This window comes from Bradyrhizobium sp. (assembly GCF_017881085.1).
Lineage (GTDB): Bacteria > Pseudomonadota > Alphaproteobacteria > Rhizobiales > Xanthobacteraceae > Bradyrhizobium.
In genome coordinates this window covers 1-20,713 of sequence record NZ_JADGRI010000059.1, presented here as the reverse complement: position 1 = coordinate 20,713, position 20,713 = coordinate 1, and the positions used below count along the sequence as shown (strand labels likewise).

Sequence of the window (20,713 nt, the reverse complement as noted above, 5' to 3'; positions counted from 1 at the left end):
TTTCTTCTTCGGCTGCTGCTTCTTCAACACTTCTTCGCGGGCCTTGGCCGCATCATCGGACAGCTGCACCGTCAGGCGATCCGGCAGCCGCATGTCGACGGCAACGATATCGCGCGAGAACAGCCGGTCTTCCTTGTCGAGCTTGCTCAGGCTCGCCAGCGCGTTGCCGACATCGTTTTCCGGCAGCCTGATATCGAGACCGTCCTTGAGCCGCAGGTTCCAGCGCCGCTCGCCGACGAAAATCGCGGCCTTGGTCACCGAGTTCACCTGCGGATAGCGCGCCAGCAGCGCCAGGAAATCCTTGGCATGGGTCTCGGCGCCCTTGCCGACCACCAGCGGCAGCGAGAGGAAGCCGCGCGACAGATAGGGCTCCAGCACCGCGCCGTCATCCGATATCACCGAAACCCGGCCATCGCGCTGCCACAGCGCGAAGGCCGAGCGCTCGACGATGTCGATCTGGAGCTGGCCGGGATAAAGCTTCAGCACGGTGGCGTCGGCGATCCAGGGATTGGCTTTCAGCCTGTCGCGCACCGCGGCGGCGTCGAGGAACAACAGCGAGGAGCGGCCGTTGACGCCGCCGGTCGCGAGCACTTCGTCCTGGGTCAGTTGCTTGCGGCCGTTGATGGCGACCGTGGTGATGCGAAATCCCGCCGAATTGGCGATCGCGTTGCGGGTGTCGCTCATCGCCGAGGTCAGTTCCTCGAGGTGACCGCCCTTGACGATACCGAAGGCGGCGCTGCCGAGCAGCAGCAGCACGGTCAAGGTGGCGCCGGCGCGGTTCGGCACGTAGCGCTCGACAGCGGCGATCAGCCGGTGCGGCGGCCCGCGCTCGATCGAGGGTTTGGTGACGGAGCGATCGCGGGTCAGCCACTCGCGCAGCAATATGACCGCGCCGATGGCGGCGGCCTTCAGGTCAGTTTGGGGCCTCAGCGATCTCTGCGATCGAGCGAGGCGTCCTGCACCATCCATTGCACGAGCTCGTCAAAGTTATGCCCGCAAACGCTTGCGAGTTCTGGCACAAATGACGTCTCGGTCAGCCGGGCTTTTGGGGTTCAGGCCTCAAGGCAGAAGAGGCCATTTGTTCCCTCGATGCGGTCGCAGAAAGCGGAACATCCGCAACAGCTCACGCCCCGGCAGCCAAGCGCCACATGCGCCGCCAGCGTTAACCTTCGGACTTCCTGGTTAACAAATGGTAAAATAGGTCTGGGCAGGACAGTTTTTGGCCAGCTTTCTGAGTAGTTTGGCGGAAATTGTTAAAATTTTACTAATGGAACAATTTCGATGCCGTTAGGTGCGTCCCTTGTCGGCGGCGAGGGAGATATCTACGGATGAGCAGCACTCGGCGGATTTCGGGCCTCACGGGGATTGCATGAAAAATGCGGCCATCGAATCGGCTGTTTCCAAGAGCACGGGACCGCGCCGCTTTATCCTCCAGGCCCTTGATCCCGATCACGGCAGTCCGGTGCTTGAGGCCCTTTTCCTCGTTACCGAACTCGAAGACCTTCGCGCCCTGCTCGACATTAATGCTGGCGACGATCCGGAGCTTGAAGGCTCATACACCCTCGACGCGGCCGAACTCTCTGCAATCACGGAGCGCTTTGGCATCGCCTTCGATCCGGAGGGGCGCGAGGCCCGTCTGGAATCATGGCACTCGATACGCCTCGTCCCCTATTTGGTCCATAACGGCTATGAATTGCCGCTCTTGCTTGAAGGCAGGAAGCAGTTGGCCCGCTTCAGCGAAGCCTATCCGCCGGATCGGCATTTTGACGAAGAGAAGTTCGATCGTTACGTGGCGCAAGGCCTTCTCCACAAGGAAGTGGTCGTCGAGCCGTTCGAGCGGCCGTACCGCCGGAAGGATGGTCAGGTTTTTGAGGGCCAACGCACTGCTTACTACACCCGCAAAGGTGAGGAATGGCGAATCCCGGCATCAAAGCTCATCTGGGGTGCGGCTGCGAAGTCCAAATGGAACGAAGATTTCGAGCGCATGCAAGGCACGCTGTTCGGATACGAGGAATGGCAGAACGACTGGTGGCTCGCCGATCTCCATAAGCGTCGCGGCGGATTTGGTTGCCTGCCGATCTATCGTGCCGTCAGCGCAGAAGACCTGGCGTGGATCGAGACGACCGGCTATCGCGCGCTGCCGCCCACGGATGACTCCGCCCTCGCGGTTAATCTGCTTTACGAGCCACCCGATGATGACGCGGCGCGACACCTAATGGAAGGCAGCGGTGCCGCCGCTCTCGTGCGGCTCAGTGTGCGCAGTCCGAATTTCCTCGGACTCGTGGACGGGCAGTCGGGGCCCGACTATGCCGTCCCGGCCCCGCGCATCAAGGATTTGAATCGGAACATCGTCGGCGAAATTGAAATTGTCGCGCGTGCGTTGAGCCCTGAATAACCGAATCGAACCGTCCGGCTGACCGCGCAGGATCCCTTAGGGGTCCTGACCTATTTTTGCGCGCGCTTTTCCGCCAACGCGATCTGGCCGCGCAGAAAATCGGCGAATTCGATTCCCTGGGCCTTGAGCGCCTTCGGAAACAGCGAGGCCTTGGTCAGGCCCGGCAAAGTGTTGGTTTCGAGATAGATCGGCCCCTTGTCCGAGACGATGAAATCGGTCCGCGAATAGCCGCCGCATGACAGTGCGTTGTGCGCGCGCAGGGCAAGATCCATGATCTGCGCGTTCACGTCGGGGGCGAACCGGGCGGGACAGATTTCCTGCGTCGCCTTGGCGATATATTTGGCCTCGTAGTCGAACGCGCCCTCCGCCGGTATGATCTCCACCGGCGGAAGTGCGATCAGCGTGCCATCGAGTTGCTCCAGCACGCCGCACGTCGCTTCCTGCCCTGCGATGAAGGGTTCGATGACATATTCTTCGCTCTTGGCCGCGCGGCGGACGGCGACGAGATCCTGCTTCGCGTTGACAAAGATCAGCCCATAGCTGGAGCCGTCACGGGTCGGCTTTGCAATCAGCCTGCCGTACTCGGCAAACGCCGCGTCCAGATCCTCCAGCGCAATACCGGCCGGCGCCTTGACCCCGGCGATCGCGGCAAACCGCTTGGCGGCGACCTTGTCGAAGGCGAGATGCGACGACGCCGAGCCGGAACCGGTAAAGGGAATTCCGCGCAGCTCGCACATAACCTGAAGTTCGCCATTCTCCGCGGTGCCGCCGTGCAGGCCGAGCACCAGCAGGCGGTCCTCTGCCCTCGCCCGGTCAAGCGCCGGTTCGATCCTGCCGAGGCTGGGCGTGCCGGGCCTGAACGGATGCTCGAACGGCCGCGAATGCCTCAGCAGCACCTCGGAGGAGGTTTCATGTACGGTGTCGTCGGCATCCCAGAACCACAGATCGGCGTCGGGCAAGGCCGAATGCAGCGCCTGGGCTGACGCCACCGACACCAGGCGCTCTTTATTCGTGCCGCCGAAAAGAATGGTGATCCGCATCAGTCTCGCTCGATTCCGATCCGCTTGATTTCCCAGTGTAGCTCAATTCCGGACTTTTCCTTCACCCGGGCGCGGACGGTCTCGCCCAGGGTTTCGATGTCGTGACCGGTCGCGTTGCCGGTATTGATCAGGAAATTGCAGTGCATTTCCGACACCTGCGCGCCGCCGACGCGCAGGCCGCGGCAGCCCGCGGCATCGATCAGCTTCCAGGCGCTCTGGCCGGGCGGGTTCTGGAAGGTCGAGCCGCCGGTCTTTTCGCGGATCGGTTGCGCGGTCTCGCGGTGGGCCTGCACCTCGCTCATCCGCGCGCGGATCGCCTCCGGTGCGGCGATGGCCCCGCGAAAGCGCGCAGAGGTGAAGATGATCGAAGGGTCGACGCCGCTGCCGCGGTAGACGAATTTCATCTGCGCGTTGGTAAGGGTGTGCTTCTCGCCGTCGCGGCTGACGCCTGACGCCTCGATCAGGACGTCCCTGGTCTCCGCGCCGTTGGCGCCGGCATTCATGCGCAGCGCGCCGCCGACGGTGCCGGGGATGCCGAAGAAGAATTCCAGCCCGCCGATGTTGGCCGCCGCCGCGGTCTCGGCGACGCGCTTGTCGAGCGCGGCGGCGCCGGCGCTGACGATGTCACCAGCGGCGCTGGCGTCGCCGAAACCGCGCGGCGACAAGCGGATCACCACGCCCGGCAGGCCACCGTCGCGCACGATCAAATTGGAGCCGACGCCGACGACCGTGACCGGCAATTCGCCCGGCAGATGCTTGAGGAAATAGGCGAGATCGTCTTCATCGATCGGTGTGAACAGCAGCTGCGCCGGGCCGCCGACCCGAAACCAGGTCAGCTCCGCGAGCGACTGGTTCGCCAGCAGCCGCCCGCGCAACTGCGGCATCGCGGCCTTGAGGTCGGGCGTGATGTCGGGGAAAGCCACCTCTACCCCAGCGCCTTCAATTCGCCCGGCAGCGCGTAGGCCCATTGCGTGATGTTGCCGGCGCCGAGGCAGACGACGAGGTCGCCGCGGCTGGCGATGCCGTGAACGACGCCGGCGAGCGCGGCGGAATTTGGCAACGGGATCACCTCGCGATGGCCGTGCGCGCGCAGGCCCAGCACGAAATGATCGCGGTCGATCCCGGGAATTGGCGCTTCGCCCGCCGGATAAACCTCGGCGACGACCACCGTGTCGGCGTCGTTGAAGCAGGTGCAAAATTCCTCGAACAGCGATTGCAGCCGGGTGAAGCGGTGCGGCTGCACCACGGCGATGATCTTGCCGTTGGTGGATTCTCGCGCCGCCCTCAGCACCGCGGCGATCTCGACGGGATGATGACCGTAGTCGTCGATGACGGTGACGCCGTTCCACTCGCCGGTCTTGGTGAAGCGCCGCTTCACGCCGCCAAAGCCGGCGATCGCCTTGCGGATGACATCGTCCGCGAGCCCCAGTTCATGGGCCACCGCGATCGCCGCCGTGGCGTTGAGCGCGTTGTGCCGGCCCGGCATCGGCAGATGCAGATCGGCGATCTCATGCGCGATATCGGTCTTGCGGTCGCGGAATGCGACCCTGAAACTGGAGCCTCCGCCCATCGGGGTGAGATCGACCAGCCGCGCGTCGGCCTGCGGATTTTCGCCATAGGTGATGATGCGGCGATCCTCGATATTGCCGACGATGCTCTGCACCACGGGATGGTCGATGCACATCACGGCAAAACCGTAGAACGGCACGTTCTCGACGAAATGGCGGAACGCGTCCTGCACGGCCTCGAAGGTCTTGAAATGATCGAGATGCTCGGGGTCGACATTGGTGACGATGGCGACATCGGCCGGCAGTTTCAAGAATGTGCCGTCGCTCTCGTCGGCCTCCACCACCATCCAGTCGCCGGCCCCCAGCCGCGCATTGGTGCCGTAGGCATTGATGATGCCGCCGTTGATCACGGTCGGATCGAGATCGCCGGCATCGAGCAGGGCTGCGACCATCGAGGTCGTGGTGGTCTTGCCGTGGGTGCCGGCGATGGCGACGCAGCTTTTGAGCCGCATCAGCTCGGCCAGCATTTCGGCGCGGCGCACCACCGGAATGCGCTGGGCGCGCGCCGCCATCAGCTCGGGATTGTCGCGCTTGATCGCGGTCGACACGACCAGCACATCGGCGCCGGCGACGTTCTCGGCCTTGTGGCCGACGGTAATCTTAATGCCCTTGTCGCGCAGCCGGCCGACATTGGCGCCCTCGGATGCGTCGGAGCCCTGCACGGTGTAGCCGAGATTGCACAGCACTTCGGCGATGCCGCTCATGCCGATCCCGCCGATCCCGACGAAGTGGATGGGTCCGATCTCGCGCGGCAGTCTCATGAGGTAATTCCTGACATTGGGAGTACTGGATGCCCCGCTTTCGCGGCGCATGACAAGGGCAATTTTGCCGGCGATTGCCTAGATTCCGGCGACTTTCATCACCAGATCGGCCAGCCGCTCGGCAGCGTCCAGCCGGCCGACGGTGCGGGCGCTGGCTGCCATCGCGGCCAGCCGTGCGGGCTCGGCGGCGAGTGCGGAGATTTCCGCCGCCAGCCGGTCGGGAGTGAAATCGGCCTGCGGGATCCGCAAGCCGCCGCCCGCCTGTGCCAGCACGCCGGCATTGGCGAACTGGTCCTGGTCGATCGAGCCGGGCAGCGGCACCAGGATCGACGGCCGGCCGATCGCGGCGAGCTCGGCCACGGTCCCGGCGCCGGACCGCGACACCACCAGATGATTGGACGCCAGCCGCGCCGGGAGATCGCTGAAGAACGGCGCCAGTTCGGCGTTGATCTCGAGCCGGTCATAGACCGCGCGCACCCTTGCCATGTCCTCTTCGCGCACCTGCTGGGTGAGGACCAGCCGGTTCCACAGCGCCGGCTCCAGCCGCTCGACGGCTGATGGCACGATATCGGCCATCACGCGCGCGCCCTGGCTGCCGCCGACCACGAGCAGCCGAAACGGCCCCGCCGGTTCGGGCGCGACATAATTCACCCCGGCCGCCGCCAGGATCGCCGGCCGCATCGGCGTGCCGACCGTGGTGGTCTTGCTTGCCAGCGCCGGATCGCGATCGAGCACGCCGGGCAGCGAGGTCGCGATCGCACTGACGTGGCGAGCGAGAAAACGGTTGGCGCGGCCGAGCACGGCGTTGGCGTCGTGAATGATGCCGGGCACGCCGAACAGCTTTGCCGCCAACAGCGGCGGCAGCGTCGGATAACCGCCGAAGCCGACCACGGCCTTAGGTCTCAACCGTCGCATCAGATTGAGCGAAACGGCGGTGCCGGCGATGAGCATGGCTCCGGTATAGGCCAGCGACCAAGGCGTGCGGCTGCGCACGGTCTCGCTCGGCACTACGTCGATCGTGTCCTTTGAAAACAAACCGCTATAGCGCAGCGCGCGGGAATCGGTCGCGAGCCGCACGCGCAAGCCGCGCCTGATCAGTTCCACGCCGAGCGCCTCGGCGGGAAACAGATGGCCGCCGGTGCCGCCCGCGGCCAGCAGGATGAGGGGGGAAGTGTCCATGACCTCAGATAGCCGACGGCGCGGCGTTAGTCATTAGAGCGTTTTCAAGCGAAGTGGATACCGGTTCGCGTTAAGAAAACGCGTCAGAACAAGAAGGTAGGGCCGGGTTCTGATTCAATCAGAACCTGAGCCCTACGCGTAACTGCTGACCGCGTTGGCGTTGGCGTCGCCGATCGATTCCATCTCGGTGCGCGGCCGTTGCCTGGTCAGCGCCAGCATCATGCCGACGCCGTAGGCCAACGAGACCATCGACGAGCCGCCATAGGAGATGAACGGCAGCGTCATGCCCTTGGCCGGGATCAGCTGCAGATTGACCGACATGTTGATCGCAGCCTGCACGCCGAACAGGATCGCGAGGCCGGAGGCTGCGAACCGCGCGAACATATCCTCGGTCGCATAGGCGCGCGACAGCGCGCGGATCACGATGAAGGCGAACAACGCCAGCAGCGCGAGACAAAGAGTGATGCCGAACTCCTCCGCCGCCACCGCGAACACGAAATCGGTGTGGCTGTCCGGCAGGCTGCGCTTGGCGATGCCTTCGCCGGGGCCAAGCCCGAACCAGCCGCCATTGTAGAAGGCTTCCATCGCGGTATCGACCTGGAAGGTGTCGCCCGACGCCGGATTCATGAAACGCTTGATGCGGCCCGCGACGTGCGGCACCAGCAGATAGGCCGCGAACAGCCCGGCGCTGGCCGCGCCGCCTAGCCCCAGCACCCAGATCATCCGCATGCCCGCGATGAAGAACAGCGCGCCCCATACCAGCAGAATCAGCATGGTCTGGCCGAAATCGGGTTCCATCACCAGGAGCGAAATCAGCGTCATCAGCAGCACCAGCGCCATCGAGGTCGCGGGCATCTCCGGCCGCCGCGCCGATTCCGCAAACAGCCACGCCGCCAGCACCACGAAGGCGGGCTTGGCGGATTCGGAAGCCTGGATGTTGACGCCGATCAGGGTGATCCAGCGCCGCGAACCCTTGACCTCCGGCCCGATCAGCAGCGTCGCCACGATCAGCGCGATCGAGATCACGAACACGATCAGCGCGGCGCGGCGGATCTGCCGCGGCGACAGGAACGACACGCCGATCATCACGATGAAGGACGGCAGCAGAAACAGAACATGGCGGTTGAAGAAGTGGAAGGGATCGAGCCCGATCCGGGTCGCCACCGGCGGGCTCGCCGCCAGCGACAGAATGATGCCGCCCAGGATCAGCGCGATGATCGCCCCGAGCTGCAGGCGATCGACCGTCCACCACCATTCGCTCAGGGGGTTGCGTTCTTCACGGGAGATCATGGGCATTCCCTGGCGGCAAAAGGGTTTGCCCATTGGTCGCCCAGGTTGGTTTCCAAGCGGTTAATGGATTCGCTATCTTTTGGGATTGGCGCGAAGTCGATCCATAAAAGGTCGTCATACCCGCGAAGGCGGCTGTCTGACGATGACGGCGATGAGTTCACACTACCGGCTTGACGCCGGACAGCGCGGTGACGAGGTCGCGGAACTTGGTGCCGCGAATTTCGAAATTGCGGTACTGGTCGAACGAGGCGCAGGCCGGCGACAGCAGCACCACGGGATCGGTGAGCCCGGAGGCCTCGGCATCGCGCGCGGCGTTGGCCACGGCGACCTCGAGCGTTTCCGAAATCTCGTGCGGCACGCTCTTGCCGAGCGTGCCCGCAAATTCCTGCGCCGCCTCTCCGATCAGATAGGCCTTGCGGATGCGCGGAAAATATTCGGTCAGGCCGGTGATGCCGCCGACCTTCGGCTTGCCGCCGGCGATCCAGAAAATGTCGGCAAAGGACGACAGCGCATGCGCCGCGGCGTCCGCATTGGTGCCCTTGGAATCGTTGACGAACAGCACATTGCCGCGGCGGCCGACCTGCTCCATGCGGTGCGCGAGGCCGGGAAAGCTGCGCAGGCCGCTCTGCAGGGTCTCGGTGGAGAGGCCGAGCGCGAGCGCACAGGCCGCGGCACAGGCCGCATTCTGCGCGTTGTGCAGGCCACGCAGCGAGCCGATGCCGCCGATCCGCGCGATCTCGCTGCGCGCGCCGCCGGCGGCGCGCCAGATGATCTCACGCTCGACATAGACGCCGTCGGGCAGCGGATTCTTCACGGAGACCCGCACCACGCGCTGGCCGGCCTGCTCGATGCGGTCGGCCGTGTTGCGGCTAAAGCCGTCATCGACGCCGACGATCGCGGTGCCCTGTTTCTGCACGCCCGCGACCAGGCGCTCCTTCACCGCGGCGTAATGTTCCAGCGTGCCGTGTCGATCGATATGGTCTTCGCTGACATTGAGCAGGATGCCGACGGATGGATCGAGCGAGGGCGCCAGATCGATCTGGTAGGACGACATCTCGATGACGTGCACCCGTCCCGTGCGCGGCGGCTCCAGCGACAGGATCGCGGTGCCGATATTGCCGCCCATCTGCGTATCGTAACCGGCGACACGCATCAGATGCGCAATCAGCGCCGTCGTGGTCGACTTGCCGTTGGTGCCGGTGATGGCGACGAACGGTGCATCCGGGGCATGACGGCGCCGTTCCCGGCAGAACAATTCGATATCGCCGATCACCTCGACGCCGGCCTGTTGCGCCGCCAGCACGGTCCAGTGCGGCGCCGGGTGGGTGAGCGGCGCGCCCGGTGTCAGCACCAGCGCTGCGAAATTCGCCCACGATACGTTGCGCAAATCCGCGGTGATGAATCCGGCCTGGACTGCCTTGGCGACGTTGTCGGCATTGTCGTCACCGGCGATCACTTCGGCGCCGCCCGACTTCAGGGCGAGACAGCTCGCCAGGCCCGAGCCGCCAAGGCCGAACACCGCAACGGTCTTGCCCGCGAAGGAGGTGACGGGGATCATGATTTTGTCCCTGTCATTCCGGGGCGTGCGAAGCACGAACCCGGAATCTCGAGATTCCGGATTGACGCTTCGCGGCCTCCGGAATGACGACGGAGGGTATGCAACACGCTCACCGCAGTTTCAGCGTGGAGAGGCCGGCGAGCGCCAGCATCACCGAAATGATCCAGAACCGGATCACGATTTGCGGCTCGGTCCAGCCGAGCTGTTCGAAATGGTGATGGATCGGCGCCATCCTGAACACGCGCTTGCCGGTGAGCTTGAACGACACCACCTGCACGATCACCGAGACCGCTTCCAGCACGAACAATCCGCCGATCACCGCCAGCACGATCTCGTGTTTGACCGCGACCGCGATCGAACCGAGCATGCCGCCGAGCGCAAGCGAGCCGGTATCGCCCATGAAGATCGACGCTGGCGGCGCGTTGAACCACAGGAATCCCAGGCCAGCACCGAGCACCGCGCCGCACAGCACCGCGAGTTCGCCGGTGCCGGCGACGTAGTTGATCTGCAGGTAATCCGCGAACACCGCGTTGCCGGCGAGATAGGCGATCAGGCCGAAGCTCGCGGCCGCGATCATGACCGGCACGATGGCGAGACCGTCGAGGCCGTCGGTCAGGTTGACCGCGTTGCCGGCGCCGACAATGATGAACGCGCCGAAGATCACGAAGAACCAGCCGAAGTGCAGCGCGATGTCCTTGAAGAACGGCAGCACCAGCGCGGTCGAGAACGGGTCGCGCCCGAGCCGGACCAACGCGTAGCACGCCGCGAGCGCGATCACCGCCTCGATCGCCAGCCGGAATTTTCCGGAAAACCCGCCGTGGGACTGCTGCGTCACCTTCAGGTAATCGTCGTAGAAGCCGACGAAGCCGAAACCGAGCGTCACCGCCAGCACGATCCAGACGTAGGGGTTGAGCGGATTGGCCCACAGTAGCGTCGAGACCACCAGGCCGGACAGGATCATCAGCCCGCCCATGGTCGGCGTGCCCTTCTTGGTGAGGAGATGCGATTGCGGGCCGTCGGTGCGAATCGGTTGGCCCTTGCCCTGGCGAATCCGCAAATGGTCGATGATCCAGGGACCGAACAGGAAGACGAACAACGCGCCGGTCACCATCGCGCCGCCGGTGCGAAAGGTGATGTAGCGGAACACGTTCAGGAACGTCCGGAACATCGCCATGCCGGGAACGGTGTTGGAAAGATCAATCAGCCAGTAAAACATTCATTCGCCCTATACCGCGGCTTCGTCGAGCGCGGTCTTTCCGGGAAAGCGCTTCTCGAGCGCATTCACAATCGTTTTCATCTTCGAGCCGAGCGACCCCTTGACCATGATCGCGTCGCCGGAGCGAATCGCATCCGTCAGTTGCGCTTCGAGACCGGCTGAGCTATCGGCATAGCCGCCCCGTTTACCCGTGGAAAGCGCGTCCCACAAGTTGCGCATCAACGGCCCACAACAATAAACCAGATCGATCTGGTTGGCCTTGATCGCTTCATTGAGACCGCCATGCAGCGCCGGGCCGGTGGGGCCGAGTTCGAGCATATCGCCGAGCACCGCGATGCGACGGCCATGCGGACCCACCACGGCCTGGCCCAGCACGTTCAGCGCCGCCGCCATCGACGCCGGATTGGCGTTATAGCTTTCGTCGATCAGCGTCGCCTCGCCGCGCGCGAGTTCCAGCCTGCGGCGCACGCCCCGGCCCGCCGGCGGCTCGAGCTGCGACAGCGACAGCGCGGCGAGCGCCAGATCCGCGCCGGCGAGCGAGCTTGCCGCCAGCACCGCCAGCGAGTTCATCGCCATGTGCCGGCCGGGCATGCCGAGCTTGTAGGTGACCTCATGGCCGAGAATATCGGCGTGCACCGCCGAACAGGTCTCATGCAGCGCCACGTCGAGCAGCCGCGCGTCGGATTTTTCACCCGAGCCGAACGAGACGATGCGCGAGATGCCGAGCTCCGTGGCGCGCGCCTGCAGCCTTGCGAATTGCGAATTGTCGCGGTTGAGCACGACGGCGCCGCCGGGTTCGACGCCGTCGAAGATTTCCGCCTTCGCGTCGGCGATCGCCTCGATGCCGGCGAAGAACTCCAGGTGCACCGGTTCCACCGTGGTGATGATGGCAATCTGCGGCCGCACCATCTTGACCAGCGGCTCGATTTCGCCCGGGTGATTCATGCCGATCTCGAAGATCGCAAAACGCACATTGGCCGGGCAGCGCGCCAGCGACAGCGGCACGCCCCAGTGATTGTTGAACGACGCGGCCGAGGCGTGAGTTTCGCCTTGTGCTGACAGCACGCAGCGCAGCGCCTCCTTGGTCGATGTCTTGCCGACGGATCCGGTGACCGCAATCACCTGCCCGGCAAGACGGGCGCGCGCGGCGCGGGCAAGATCGCGCAGGCCGGCGAGCACGTCGCCAACCACCAACAGCGGCGCATCATCGGGGAATTTGCCGCGCTGGGCGGCCTCGACCACCGCGAGCGCAGCGCCCGCCTTCAAGGCGGCCATGACAAAATCGTGCCCGTCATGCACGTCGCCCTTGATGGCGAAATAAGCCTCGCCCGGCGCGATGCTGCGGCTGTCGATGGAAAGACCCGACACGGCCTTCGGCAACGCGCCGTTGATCGAGGCGAGCATCGCCTGCGTCATCGCCTCTGAAGTCCATAGCGGCGCCGCGCTCATGCGACCCTCGGGGCGAGGGCTGCGGCCACCGCGTCATGATCGCTGAACGGCAGCGTGCGTTCGCCGACGATCTGACCCGTCTCGTGACCCTTGCCGGCGATCAACAGCGCATCGCCTGGCTGCAGCGCTGAAATCGCGGTGCGGATCGCCTCGGCGCGGTCGCCGATTTCTTTCGCGCCCTTCGCCGCGCTCAGGATCGCCGCACGAATGCTTTCCGGATTCTCGCTGCGCGGATTGTCGTCGGTGACGATGACGGTGTCGGCATTCTCTGACGCGATCGCGCCCATCAGCGGACGCTTGCCGGCATCGCGGTCGCCGCCGGCGCCGAACACCACGACGAGCTTGCGCTTGGCGTAAGGCCGCAGCGCCTGCAGCGCCTTCGCCAGCGCATCCGGCTTGTGGGCGTAGTCGACGAAGATCGGCGCGCCGTTGCGCTCGGCGACCCGCTCCAGCCGGCCCTTTGCACCCTCGAGCAGTTCGAGTTCGGCAAAGACGGCGCTGGGTTCGCTGCCGGTGCCGATCGCAAGGCCGGCCGAGACCAGCGCGTTCTCGATCTGGAATTCGCCGACCAGCGGCAGCCGGACGGAATGCTTTTTCCCGCGATGTTCGAGCGTGAGGTTTTGCGCAAAACCGTCGACATCAGCCTCGACCAGCCGGATGCCCTCGCCCGCGCCGTCGCCGTTGCGGCCGACCGCGACGATCCGCAATTTTTTCGCGCGCGCCGCGTCGATCACGGCCTGCGAACAATCATGATCGGCCGAGATCACCGCGGCACCGTTGGCGGCGACGAGATCGCGGAACAGCCGCAGCTTGGCGGCAAGGTAATGCGCGACATCAGGGTGATAATCCATGTGGTCGCGCGACAGATTGGTAAAACCGCCGGCGGCGATCCGCACGCCGTCCAGCCGGTACTGGTCGAGCCCGTGCGACGAGGCCTCCAGCGCCAGATGGGTGACGCCGTCGCGCGCGATCTCGTCGAGCTGGCGGTGCAGCGCGATCGGATCCGGCGTCGTCAACGAACCGTAGATGGTGCGCTTCGGCGATACCAGGCCGATGGTTCCGATGCTGGCGGATTCATGACCGAGCCGCTGCCAGATTTGCCGCGTGAAGGCGGCGACCGAGGTCTTGCCGCTGGTGCCGGTGACCGCCGCGATCGTTGCCGGCTGCCTGGAGAAGAATTTCGCCGCCGCCAGCGCCAGCGCGCGGCGCGGATTGGGCGTGACGACAAAGGGGACGCGAGGCGCGTCTTGCGGCGGATGATCGCCCGCCAAAGCCACAGCGCCGGAGGCAATCGCCTGGTCGACGAAGCGTGCACCGTCGGTCCTGGCGCCGGCGAGCGCGAAGAACAGGTCGCCGGGCTTCACCGCGCGGCTGTCCACGGCAAGGCCTGTAACCTCGGCGGCTTCGGCCCGCGGGTCGATGGTAGCGTCATCGCTGAACAGGTCGCGAAGTCTCATGATCTTCCAGTCCGTCCGGCGCGTCCTACGCCTTACTGGTTTGTCCTCGATGCCGCAAGAATAAGGCGGTCGGACGGCGGCAAATCGAAACGCGGCTCGATGCCCAGAAGCGGTGCAATACGCTCGATCACCTTGCCGCCGGTCGGCACCGCGTTCCAGCCGGAGGTGATGAAACCATAGGTTTCCTTCAGCGACTGCGGCTCGTCCAGCATGACCAGAAGCTGGTAGCGGGGATTGTCGGCCGGCAGGATCGCGGTGAAAGCGGTGAGCACGCGCTTCTTGGCGTAGCGGCCGTTGACGACCTTTTCGGCCGTACCCGTCTTGCCGCCGATGTAATAACCCTTGACGTCGGCTTTCCTGGCGGTGCCGATTTCGGCATTCAGCCGCATCAGGTATCGCATCTTCTCGGAGGTCTCGGGCTTGATCACCCGCCTGGCCATTGCCAGGGCTTCCTGCTCGGTGCGCTTCAGGAAAGTCGGCGGAATCAGGTAACCGCCGTTCACCAGCGCGTCGATACCCATCACCGCCTGCAGCGGCGCCACCGCGATGCCGTGCCCGAAGGCGATCGTCACCGTGTTGAGTTCGGACCAGTGCTTCGGCAGGATCGGGGAAGCGCTCTCCGGCAATTCGGTGCGCAGCCGCTCCATTTGTCCCATCTTGCGCAGGAACGCCTTGTGAGCCTCGACGCCCTGCGACAGCGCGATCCGCGCCGCGCCGACGTTGGAGGAGAAGGTGAAGACCTCTCTCATGTTGAGGAAGCGGCCCTTCGGCTCGTCGTCATGAATCGTGAACTTGCCGTAGTGCAGCGGGCCGCGCGCGTCCCACAGCGAGTTGAGATCGTATTTGCCGGAATCCAGCGCCATCGCCAGCGTGAAGGCCTTGAAGGTCGATCCCAACTCGTAAACACCCGTCGTCAAGCGGTTGATGCGATCGGGATCGTGCGCCTCCCTCGGATTGTTGGGATCGAAATCCGGCACCGACACCATCGCCACGATCTCGCCGGTCTTGACGTTGGAGACGAGGCCGGAAGCGGCCTTGGCGTGGTATTTTTCCTTGGCTTTGAGCAGCTCATCGCGCAGCGCGTGCTCGACTCGCAGATCGACCGACAATTCCACCGGCCGCTGCAGCCGGTCGGTGGCGAAGCCGGCGCGGTGCAGATCGGCAAGCCCGTTGGTGTCGAGCCACTTCTCCATGCCGGCGATGCCCTGGTTGTCGATGTTGACCAGGCCGATCAGATGCGCGACTTCGTTGCCGGTGGGATAGACGCGCTTGTTCTCGCGCAAAAAGCCGATGCCGGGAACGCCGAGGCGGTGAATCTCCTGCTGCTGCTGCGGCGTGATTTCGCGCTTCAGCCAGACGAAGCCTTTCTTGGACGTCAGCCGGTCGCGCACTTCGCCGGTGTCGAGATCCGGCAAGGTCGCGGTCAGAAGTTCGATGGCTTCGTCCTTGTCGATGATGCGGCGCGGCTCGGCGAACAGGCTCGGCGCCTTGACGTCGGTGGCGAGGATCGCGCCGTTGCGGTCGACGATATCGGGCCGCGCGGTGGCGATGGCGTCCTGCGCCGCGGTGCGGCGCGCGCCATGGCTGTCGCCGATGGTGGCGAACATGATCAGCCGTCCGCCGATGATGCCGTAGATCGCCGCAAAGGCGACGATCGCGAATCCGACGCGGGCGCGGGCTTTCGCCGATCGGTCGACGTTGCGCCCGTACAGCAGGCTGCGGATCAGCCGCTGCCGCCACGGTTCGGCGGGTTTGACCCTTGCACGCGGGGAATCGATCATCGCCGGTCCTCCGGCGCCGGAAGCGAACCCGTCACCGAGGAAGCGTCGGTGGCGGCGTCGATGGTTTGGAGCATCGCGCCGATCGGATCGGGATCGCCGGGCCTGACCAGGTTCGACGGCCGCTCGGGCAGGTTCTTCAGCGAATCATACTGGTTGGCATTGACCGGCCTCAGCGGCAGATGCCGATCGGCGAGGCCCTGCAGCCGCAGCGGCGCGTCGAGCTTGGCCCATTCGGAGTGCAGCGCCGCGATGGCATCGCGCTGTTCACGGATTTCGGCGTGCAGCCGAAGCACCCGCTCGACCCGCGACGTGGAATCCATCTTGATGCGATAGACGTAAGCGGCGGCGAACACCAAGGCGGCTATGACGAGGACATGGATGATCCGCATGATCAGCCTCCCCTCATCACGTCGTCGAGGGTGGGCCATGCCGGCAAGGCGGCAGCTTCGTGCACGGGCGCGTCGGTGCGCTCGGCCGCGCGCAGCTTTGCCGAGCGTGCGCGCGGGTTGGCCGAAATCTCGGCTTCATCGGGAGTGACCGGACGCTTGGTCAGGATGACAAAACTCGGCGCGGCGTGCGCGAGTTCCGGCAAATGCCGCGATCCGCCGCCGGCCTTGGCGCGCTCGACCAGGAAATTCTTGACGATGCGGTCTTCCAGCGAATGAAAGGACACCACCACCAGCCGGCCGCCGGGCTTCAGCATCCGCTCCGCCGCCGACAGCGCCAGATGCAGTTCGTCGAGTTCCTGGTTGACGAAGATCCGCAGGCCCTGAAACGTCCGTGTCGCCGGGTGGATTTCGCCCGGCTTCGACCGCACCACTTTGGAAACGAGATCGGCCAGCGCGCGGGTGGTGGTAACAGGCGCTTCCTTGCGCGCGGCGACAATGGCGCGGGCGACGGCCCGCGAATGACGCTCTTCACCGAAAATGTAGATGATGTTGGCGAGATCGGCCTCGGACGCCTTGGCGACCACATCCGCCGCCGTCGGGCCGTCATGCCCCATCCGCATGTCGAGCGGTCCGCCCAGGCGAAACGAGAAGCCGCGCTCGGCCTGGTCGAGTTGCATCGAGGAAACCCCGACATCCATCACGACGCCGTCGACCGCCGAAATCCCCTGCCCTGCGCAAACCTCGATGAGATTGGAAAAGCGGTCCTCGACCAGCGTCAGCCGGCCCCCCGACCGATCGACGAGGTCGAATCCGCCGGTGATCGCCGACCGGTCACGGTCGATGCCGATGACCCGGGTTCCCGCCACATCGAGGATCGCGCGGCTGTAGCCGCCGGCCCCGAAGGTCGCATCGACGTAGACGCCGCCGGCGCGGGGCCCCAGCATCTCGATCGCCTGACGGCCAAGGACGGGAATATGACGCGGGTCAGCCGGATTCATGCGTCGGCTCCGGGCGCGGTCCGGGCAAAATTGCGGGAACTGGACGCCAACGGGCCCATTGCGCCTCAAATCTCTCCGCTCAGCCCGGTTTGTCGCCCCGAAAAGCCACGCCGGCGCACGATTGCCGATCCCGCGTGGCCCAGATCGCAACCCCTGATTTCCCGATGGAATTTTAAGGGCTGCCATGGGGTTTCGAGCGTCAAATGGGGCCTCGGCCGTCCACCAAAACCGGCTCGGCTCTTCACCACTTAGTAAGGGCAGGTAGCGTTAAGAAAGCGTTGAAGGGACTGTTAGAAATACCTACGTCAGGGCATCGTGATCGGGGCTTCCCGGCGGTGATGCGTCCCGCACACACCATACCCGAAATGAGACGCTTCGGGCGGCTCTCGCGTTGCGCCGACGGTATCGTAAAGGAATAGTAAACGGGTACTTCACCATTGCCGTTCTCCCGCCCGCTTTGAGTTGTCCTATGTCGATTGGTTCGTTCGCATCCGATGGTATTGATTCGAAGCGTCAACGCGCCCTCCCGATTCCAGCGGCCAGTGCGAACATGAAGACATTCACCCCGGATTCCTCGATCGCCTCCGACGTCATCCCGTCGGCGAATTACGGCGACCGCCACAAGGGCCGCCTGCCCGACATGATCCTGCTGCACTACACCGGCATGCCGGACGTGGAAGGCGCGATCGCCCGGCTGTGCACGGCGGGAACCGACGTTTCCGCTCATTACATCGTCCTGGAGGACGGCCGCATCGTGCAGTGTGTTCCGGAAGCCAGGCGCGCCTGGCACGCCGGCGTCGCCTCCTGGGCGGGCGAAGAGGACATCAATTCCTGTTCGATCGGCATCGAGATCGTCAACCGCGGCCATGACTGGGGCTATCCGGACTTTCCGTTACGCCAGACCGCCGCCGTGATCGCGCTGTGCCGCGGCATCATGCTCCGTCGCCAGGTGCCGTCGCATCGCGTGCTCGGCCATTCCGACGTCGCGCCCTCCCGCAAGAAGGATCCCGGCGAGAAGTTTCCGTGGCATTCGCTGGCCAATTCGGGCGTCGGCCACTGGGTGCAGCCGGCGCCGATCGTGCGCGGCGAGCCGCTCAAGCTCGGCACCATCAGCGACGATGTCCGCGACCTGCAGCAGGCGTTGGCGAGATACGGCTACGGCCTTCCGATCAACGGCAAATACGACGCCGCCACCATGGAAGTGGTTACCGCCTTCCAGCGCCATTTCCGTCCCGCCCGCGTCGACGGCATCGCCGATCATTCGACGCTGACCACCTTGCAGGCGCTGCTGGCGAGCCTTCCGATCGAAGCCACGGCGGTCGCGGCGAAGTAGCAATTCGTCCCGCCGTCATTGCGAGGCGCGAAGCGACGAAGCAATCCAGCTTCTTGCGTCGCGGCGATATGGATTGCTTCGCTTCCGCTCGCAATGACGAGGGATAACCGCGAGCGTCGCTTACTCGCCATCCAGCTCCTTCAATCGCCGCGCATACAGCCGCCGCAGCGGCTCGAGCTGTGTCGCGGCTGAGGCCTGAAGATACGCCTCGCGCGCGGCGTCGCGACGGCCGAGCCGGCGCAACAGATCGGCGCGGACCGCCGGCATCAGTTCGTATCCCCTAAGCCCGCCGCGGGCCTCCAGCGCATCGATCAGGTCGAGCGCGCGCGCAGGCCCGTCCACCATCGAAATCGCCGCGGCGTGATTGAGTTCGATCACCGGCGACGGGCTGATGCGCAACAGCACTTCATAGAGGCCGGCGATCTGCGGCCAGTCGGTGTCCTTGTAGTTGGGCGCCCGCGCATGCAACGCGGCAATTGCCGCCTGCACCGCATAACCCTCGGGGCGGCCAGGCAGCCGCAGCGCCTCTTCCACCAGCCGCAAACCTTCGGCGATCTGGCAACGGTCCCACAGCGCGCGATCCTGTTCTTCCAGGAGCACGATATCGCCGCCGGCGGTCTGGCGGCCGGCGCGGCGCGCATCGTGCAGCAGCATCAACGCCAGTAAACCCTTGATCTCGCCCCGCCGCGGCATCAGCGCGTCGAGCAACCGACATAGCCGGATCGCTTCGCGCGCGAGATCCGGCCGCATCAGATCCTCGCCTGATGTTGCCACGTAGCCTTCGGTGAAGACGAGATAGATCACCGCGAGCACGCCGCGCAGCCGCGGCTCCAGCGCGTCGCGCTCCGGCACTTCGTAGGGAATGCCGGCGAGCCGGATCTTCTGCTTGGCGCGGACCAGGCGCTGCGCCATGGCGTCCTCGCCAAGCAGAAAGGCGCGCGCGACCTGGGCCGTGGTCAGCCCGCACACCGTGCGCAGCGTCAGCGCCACCTGAACTTCGGCGGCGAAAGCCGGATGGCAGCAGGTGAAGATCAGCCGCAGCATGTCGTCGTCGAGCGCGGCGTCAGTGGCCTCGTCGGAGGGGGACGCGTTCAGCAGCAATTCGTGCATCAGTTCGCTTTGCTTGCCGCGAAATGCGACTTGCCGGCGGACCCTGTCGATCGCCTTGTTGCGCCCGACATTGACCAGCCATGCCCGCGGATTGGACGGCGGCTCCGCATCGGGCCAGCGCTGCAGCGCCACCGCAAATGCATCCTGCAGCGCGTCCTCGGCGAGATCGAAATCGCCGACGAGGCGGATCAGCGTGGCCACCACGCGGCCCGCCTCGTCGCGGAATATTTTTTCGATGTCGGCAGGGGTCATGCGGTTGCACTTTTAGTCGCCGTCATTCCGGGGCGTCCGTAGGACCAGCCCGGAATGACGACAGGAGAGGTCGTCAATTATAAACCCAGATCGGCCTGACCTCGATCGAGCCAAACCGGGCGCCGGGAATCTTCGCGGCGATGGCGAGCGCGGCGTCGAGATCCTTGGCCTCGACCAGATAATAGCCGCCGAGTTGCTCGCGGGTTTCCGCGAACGGGCCGTCGGTGGTCAGGGTCTTGCCGTCGCGGACCCGCACCGTGGTCGCGGTCGTTGTCGGCTGCAGCCGGTCGCCGGCCTTGAAGTTGCCGCTCTGGATAATGCCCTGCGTGAAGGCGCCATATTCCTCCAGCATCTTCTTGCTCGTCGCGGCGTCGATTTTGCCGTACTCGGCTTCGTTCTGGTAGATCATCAGCAAATACTGCATTTCCTTACTCCCTTTGACCGGCGTTGATCGCCGACATCCAGTCGAACGGCGAAATCGCAAGACGACATCTTCAGGATAATTTATTTTTGGAAGCCCTGGCCGGCGTTATCGGCTTGACGCGGCCGCCCCCAGCCCCCATCACAACGGCGTCAGTCGGCCGGACGGCCGCTCCTGCTACGGCCGAAAGGCTGCGGGAGAGGAAAGTCCGGGCTCCATCGACATACGGTGCCGGATAACATCCGGCGGGGGTGACCCCAGGGACAGTGCCACAGAGAACGAACCGCCCTCCTTCGCCTTCGGGCTTCGGAGGGCAAGGGTGAAAAGGTGCGGTAAGAGCGCACCGCGGGTCCGGCAACGGAACCGGCATGGCAAACCACACCGGGAGCAAAACCGAATAGGGACGGCAAGGCGGGACGTTCGCTGCAAGGCGATAACACCGCAGGGCGATGTCAGGCTCGCCGTCCGGGTAGGTTGCTCGAGGCAACGTGCAAACGTTGTCCCAGAGGAATGGCC

17 protein-coding genes, 1 other RNA gene and 1 pseudogene are annotated in these 20,713 nt (G+C 65.1%); 3 read left to right on the top strand and 16 right to left on the bottom strand.

Translation table 11 applies throughout. The features are described 5' to 3' along the window. Both QZ213_RS08305 and QZ213_RS08300 read right to left on the bottom strand, forming a co-directional pair. Positions 1 to 969: cell division protein FtsQ/DivIB (locus QZ213_RS08305; RefSeq protein ID WP_291685583.1), on the bottom strand; the 969-nt coding region annotated here is incomplete at its 3' end. Further along, positions 927 to 1,298: pseudogene (locus QZ213_RS08300) on the bottom strand (D-alanine--D-alanine ligase); the annotation flags it as partial. The gene QZ213_RS08305 and the pseudogene QZ213_RS08300, both read right to left, overlap by 43 nt. A gap of 71 nt (positions 1,299 to 1,369) precedes the next feature. On the opposite strand from QZ213_RS08300, the gene QZ213_RS08295 reads away from it, so the two are divergent. Then, a complete protein-coding gene (locus QZ213_RS08295) occupies positions 1,370 to 2,395 on the top strand; it encodes a hypothetical protein (RefSeq protein ID WP_291685582.1) in 1,026 nt (341 codons plus the stop codon). 50 nt (positions 2,396 to 2,445) lie between these two features. On the opposite strand, the gene QZ213_RS08290 is transcribed toward QZ213_RS08295, so the two are convergent. From QZ213_RS08290 to rsmH, 12 genes are all read right to left on the bottom strand, one after another. Beyond that, positions 2,446 to 3,435 (bottom strand): ATP-grasp domain-containing protein, encoded by a 990-nt coding sequence (locus QZ213_RS08290; protein WP_291685581.1) that lies wholly within the window; start codon positions 3,433 to 3,435, stop codon positions 2,446 to 2,448. Continuing rightward, the gene (gene murB, locus QZ213_RS08285) at positions 3,435 to 4,358 is read right to left on the bottom strand and encodes a UDP-N-acetylmuramate dehydrogenase (protein ID WP_291685580.1); all 924 of its coding nucleotides are present in this window, start codon (positions 4,356 to 4,358) and stop codon (positions 3,435 to 3,437) included. The genes QZ213_RS08290 and murB overlap by 1 nt, the downstream gene beginning before the upstream one ends. Positions 4,359 to 4,360: 2 nt before the next feature. Then, positions 4,361 to 5,764 carry a UDP-N-acetylmuramate--L-alanine ligase gene (gene murC / locus QZ213_RS08280; RefSeq protein ID WP_291685579.1) on the bottom strand — a complete coding sequence of 468 codons (1,404 nt, stop codon included), beginning with the start codon at positions 5,762 to 5,764 and terminating at the stop codon, positions 4,361 to 4,363. 78 nt (positions 5,765 to 5,842) lie between these two features. After that, entirely contained in the window at positions 5,843 to 6,943 is a 1,101-nt protein-coding gene (gene murG, locus QZ213_RS08275) for an undecaprenyldiphospho-muramoylpentapeptide beta-N-acetylglucosaminyltransferase (RefSeq protein WP_291685578.1), read from the bottom strand. A 132-nt stretch (positions 6,944 to 7,075) separates the two neighbouring features. After that, positions 7,076 to 8,233: a putative lipid II flippase FtsW gene (gene ftsW / locus QZ213_RS08270; RefSeq protein WP_291685577.1), complete on the bottom strand. Its 1,158-nt coding sequence runs from the start codon at positions 8,231 to 8,233 to the stop codon at positions 7,076 to 7,078. Positions 8,234 to 8,390: 157 nt separating this feature from the next. Next, entirely contained in the window at positions 8,391 to 9,791 is a 1,401-nt protein-coding gene (murD, locus tag QZ213_RS08265) for a UDP-N-acetylmuramoyl-L-alanine--D-glutamate ligase (RefSeq protein WP_291685576.1), read from the bottom strand. Between the two features lie 109 nt (positions 9,792 to 9,900). Then, positions 9,901 to 11,007 (bottom strand): phospho-N-acetylmuramoyl-pentapeptide-transferase, encoded by a 1,107-nt coding sequence (gene mraY, locus QZ213_RS08260; RefSeq protein ID WP_291685575.1) that lies wholly within the window; start codon positions 11,005 to 11,007, stop codon positions 9,901 to 9,903. A gap of 9 nt (positions 11,008 to 11,016) precedes the next feature. Beyond that, positions 11,017 to 12,456, bottom strand: a complete 1,440-nt coding sequence (locus tag QZ213_RS08255; protein ID WP_291685574.1) for a UDP-N-acetylmuramoylalanyl-D-glutamyl-2,6-diaminopimelate--D-alanyl-D-alanine ligase — start codon at positions 12,454 to 12,456, stop codon at positions 11,017 to 11,019. Continuing rightward, positions 12,453 to 13,913 (bottom strand): UDP-N-acetylmuramoyl-L-alanyl-D-glutamate--2,6-diaminopimelate ligase, encoded by a 1,461-nt coding sequence (locus QZ213_RS08250; RefSeq protein WP_291685573.1) that lies wholly within the window; start codon positions 13,911 to 13,913, stop codon positions 12,453 to 12,455. Before QZ213_RS08250 ends, QZ213_RS08255 begins: the two co-directional genes overlap by 4 nt. A 32-nt stretch (positions 13,914 to 13,945) precedes the next feature. After that, the gene (locus QZ213_RS08245) at positions 13,946 to 15,694 is read right to left on the bottom strand and encodes a penicillin-binding protein 2 (RefSeq protein WP_291685572.1); all 1,749 of its coding nucleotides are present in this window, start codon (positions 15,692 to 15,694) and stop codon (positions 13,946 to 13,948) included. Further along, the gene (locus tag QZ213_RS08240) at positions 15,691 to 16,083 is read right to left on the bottom strand and encodes a hypothetical protein (RefSeq protein ID WP_291685571.1); all 393 of its coding nucleotides are present in this window, start codon (positions 16,081 to 16,083) and stop codon (positions 15,691 to 15,693) included. The genes QZ213_RS08245 and QZ213_RS08240 overlap by 4 nt, the downstream gene beginning before the upstream one ends. Before the next feature lie 2 nt (positions 16,084 to 16,085). After that, the gene (rsmH, locus tag QZ213_RS08235; protein ID WP_291685570.1) at positions 16,086 to 17,081 is read right to left on the bottom strand and encodes a 16S rRNA (cytosine(1402)-N(4))-methyltransferase RsmH; all 996 of its coding nucleotides are present in this window, start codon (positions 17,079 to 17,081) and stop codon (positions 16,086 to 16,088) included. A 550-nt stretch (positions 17,082 to 17,631) separates the two neighbouring features. Here rsmH and QZ213_RS08230 point away from each other — a divergent pair. Then, on the top strand, positions 17,632 to 18,414 hold the full coding sequence (locus QZ213_RS08230; protein WP_291685569.1) for an N-acetylmuramoyl-L-alanine amidase: 783 nt from the start codon (positions 17,632 to 17,634) through the stop codon (positions 18,412 to 18,414). 120 nt (positions 18,415 to 18,534) lie between these two features. Here QZ213_RS08230 and QZ213_RS08225 read toward each other — a convergent pair whose 3' ends face one another. Both QZ213_RS08225 and QZ213_RS08220 read right to left on the bottom strand, forming a co-directional pair. Further along, positions 18,535 to 19,776 carry an RNA polymerase sigma factor gene (locus tag QZ213_RS08225; RefSeq protein ID WP_291685568.1) on the bottom strand — a complete coding sequence of 414 codons (1,242 nt, stop codon included), beginning with the start codon at positions 19,774 to 19,776 and terminating at the stop codon, positions 18,535 to 18,537. 73 nt (positions 19,777 to 19,849) lie between these two features. Further along, entirely contained in the window at positions 19,850 to 20,200 is a 351-nt protein-coding gene (locus tag QZ213_RS08220) for a YciI family protein (RefSeq protein ID WP_291685567.1), read from the bottom strand. A gap of 149 nt (positions 20,201 to 20,349) precedes the next feature. Here QZ213_RS08220 and rnpB point away from each other — a divergent pair. Continuing rightward, positions 20,350 to 20,713, top strand: an RNA gene (rnpB, locus tag QZ213_RS08215) — RNase P RNA component class A; the annotation flags it as partial.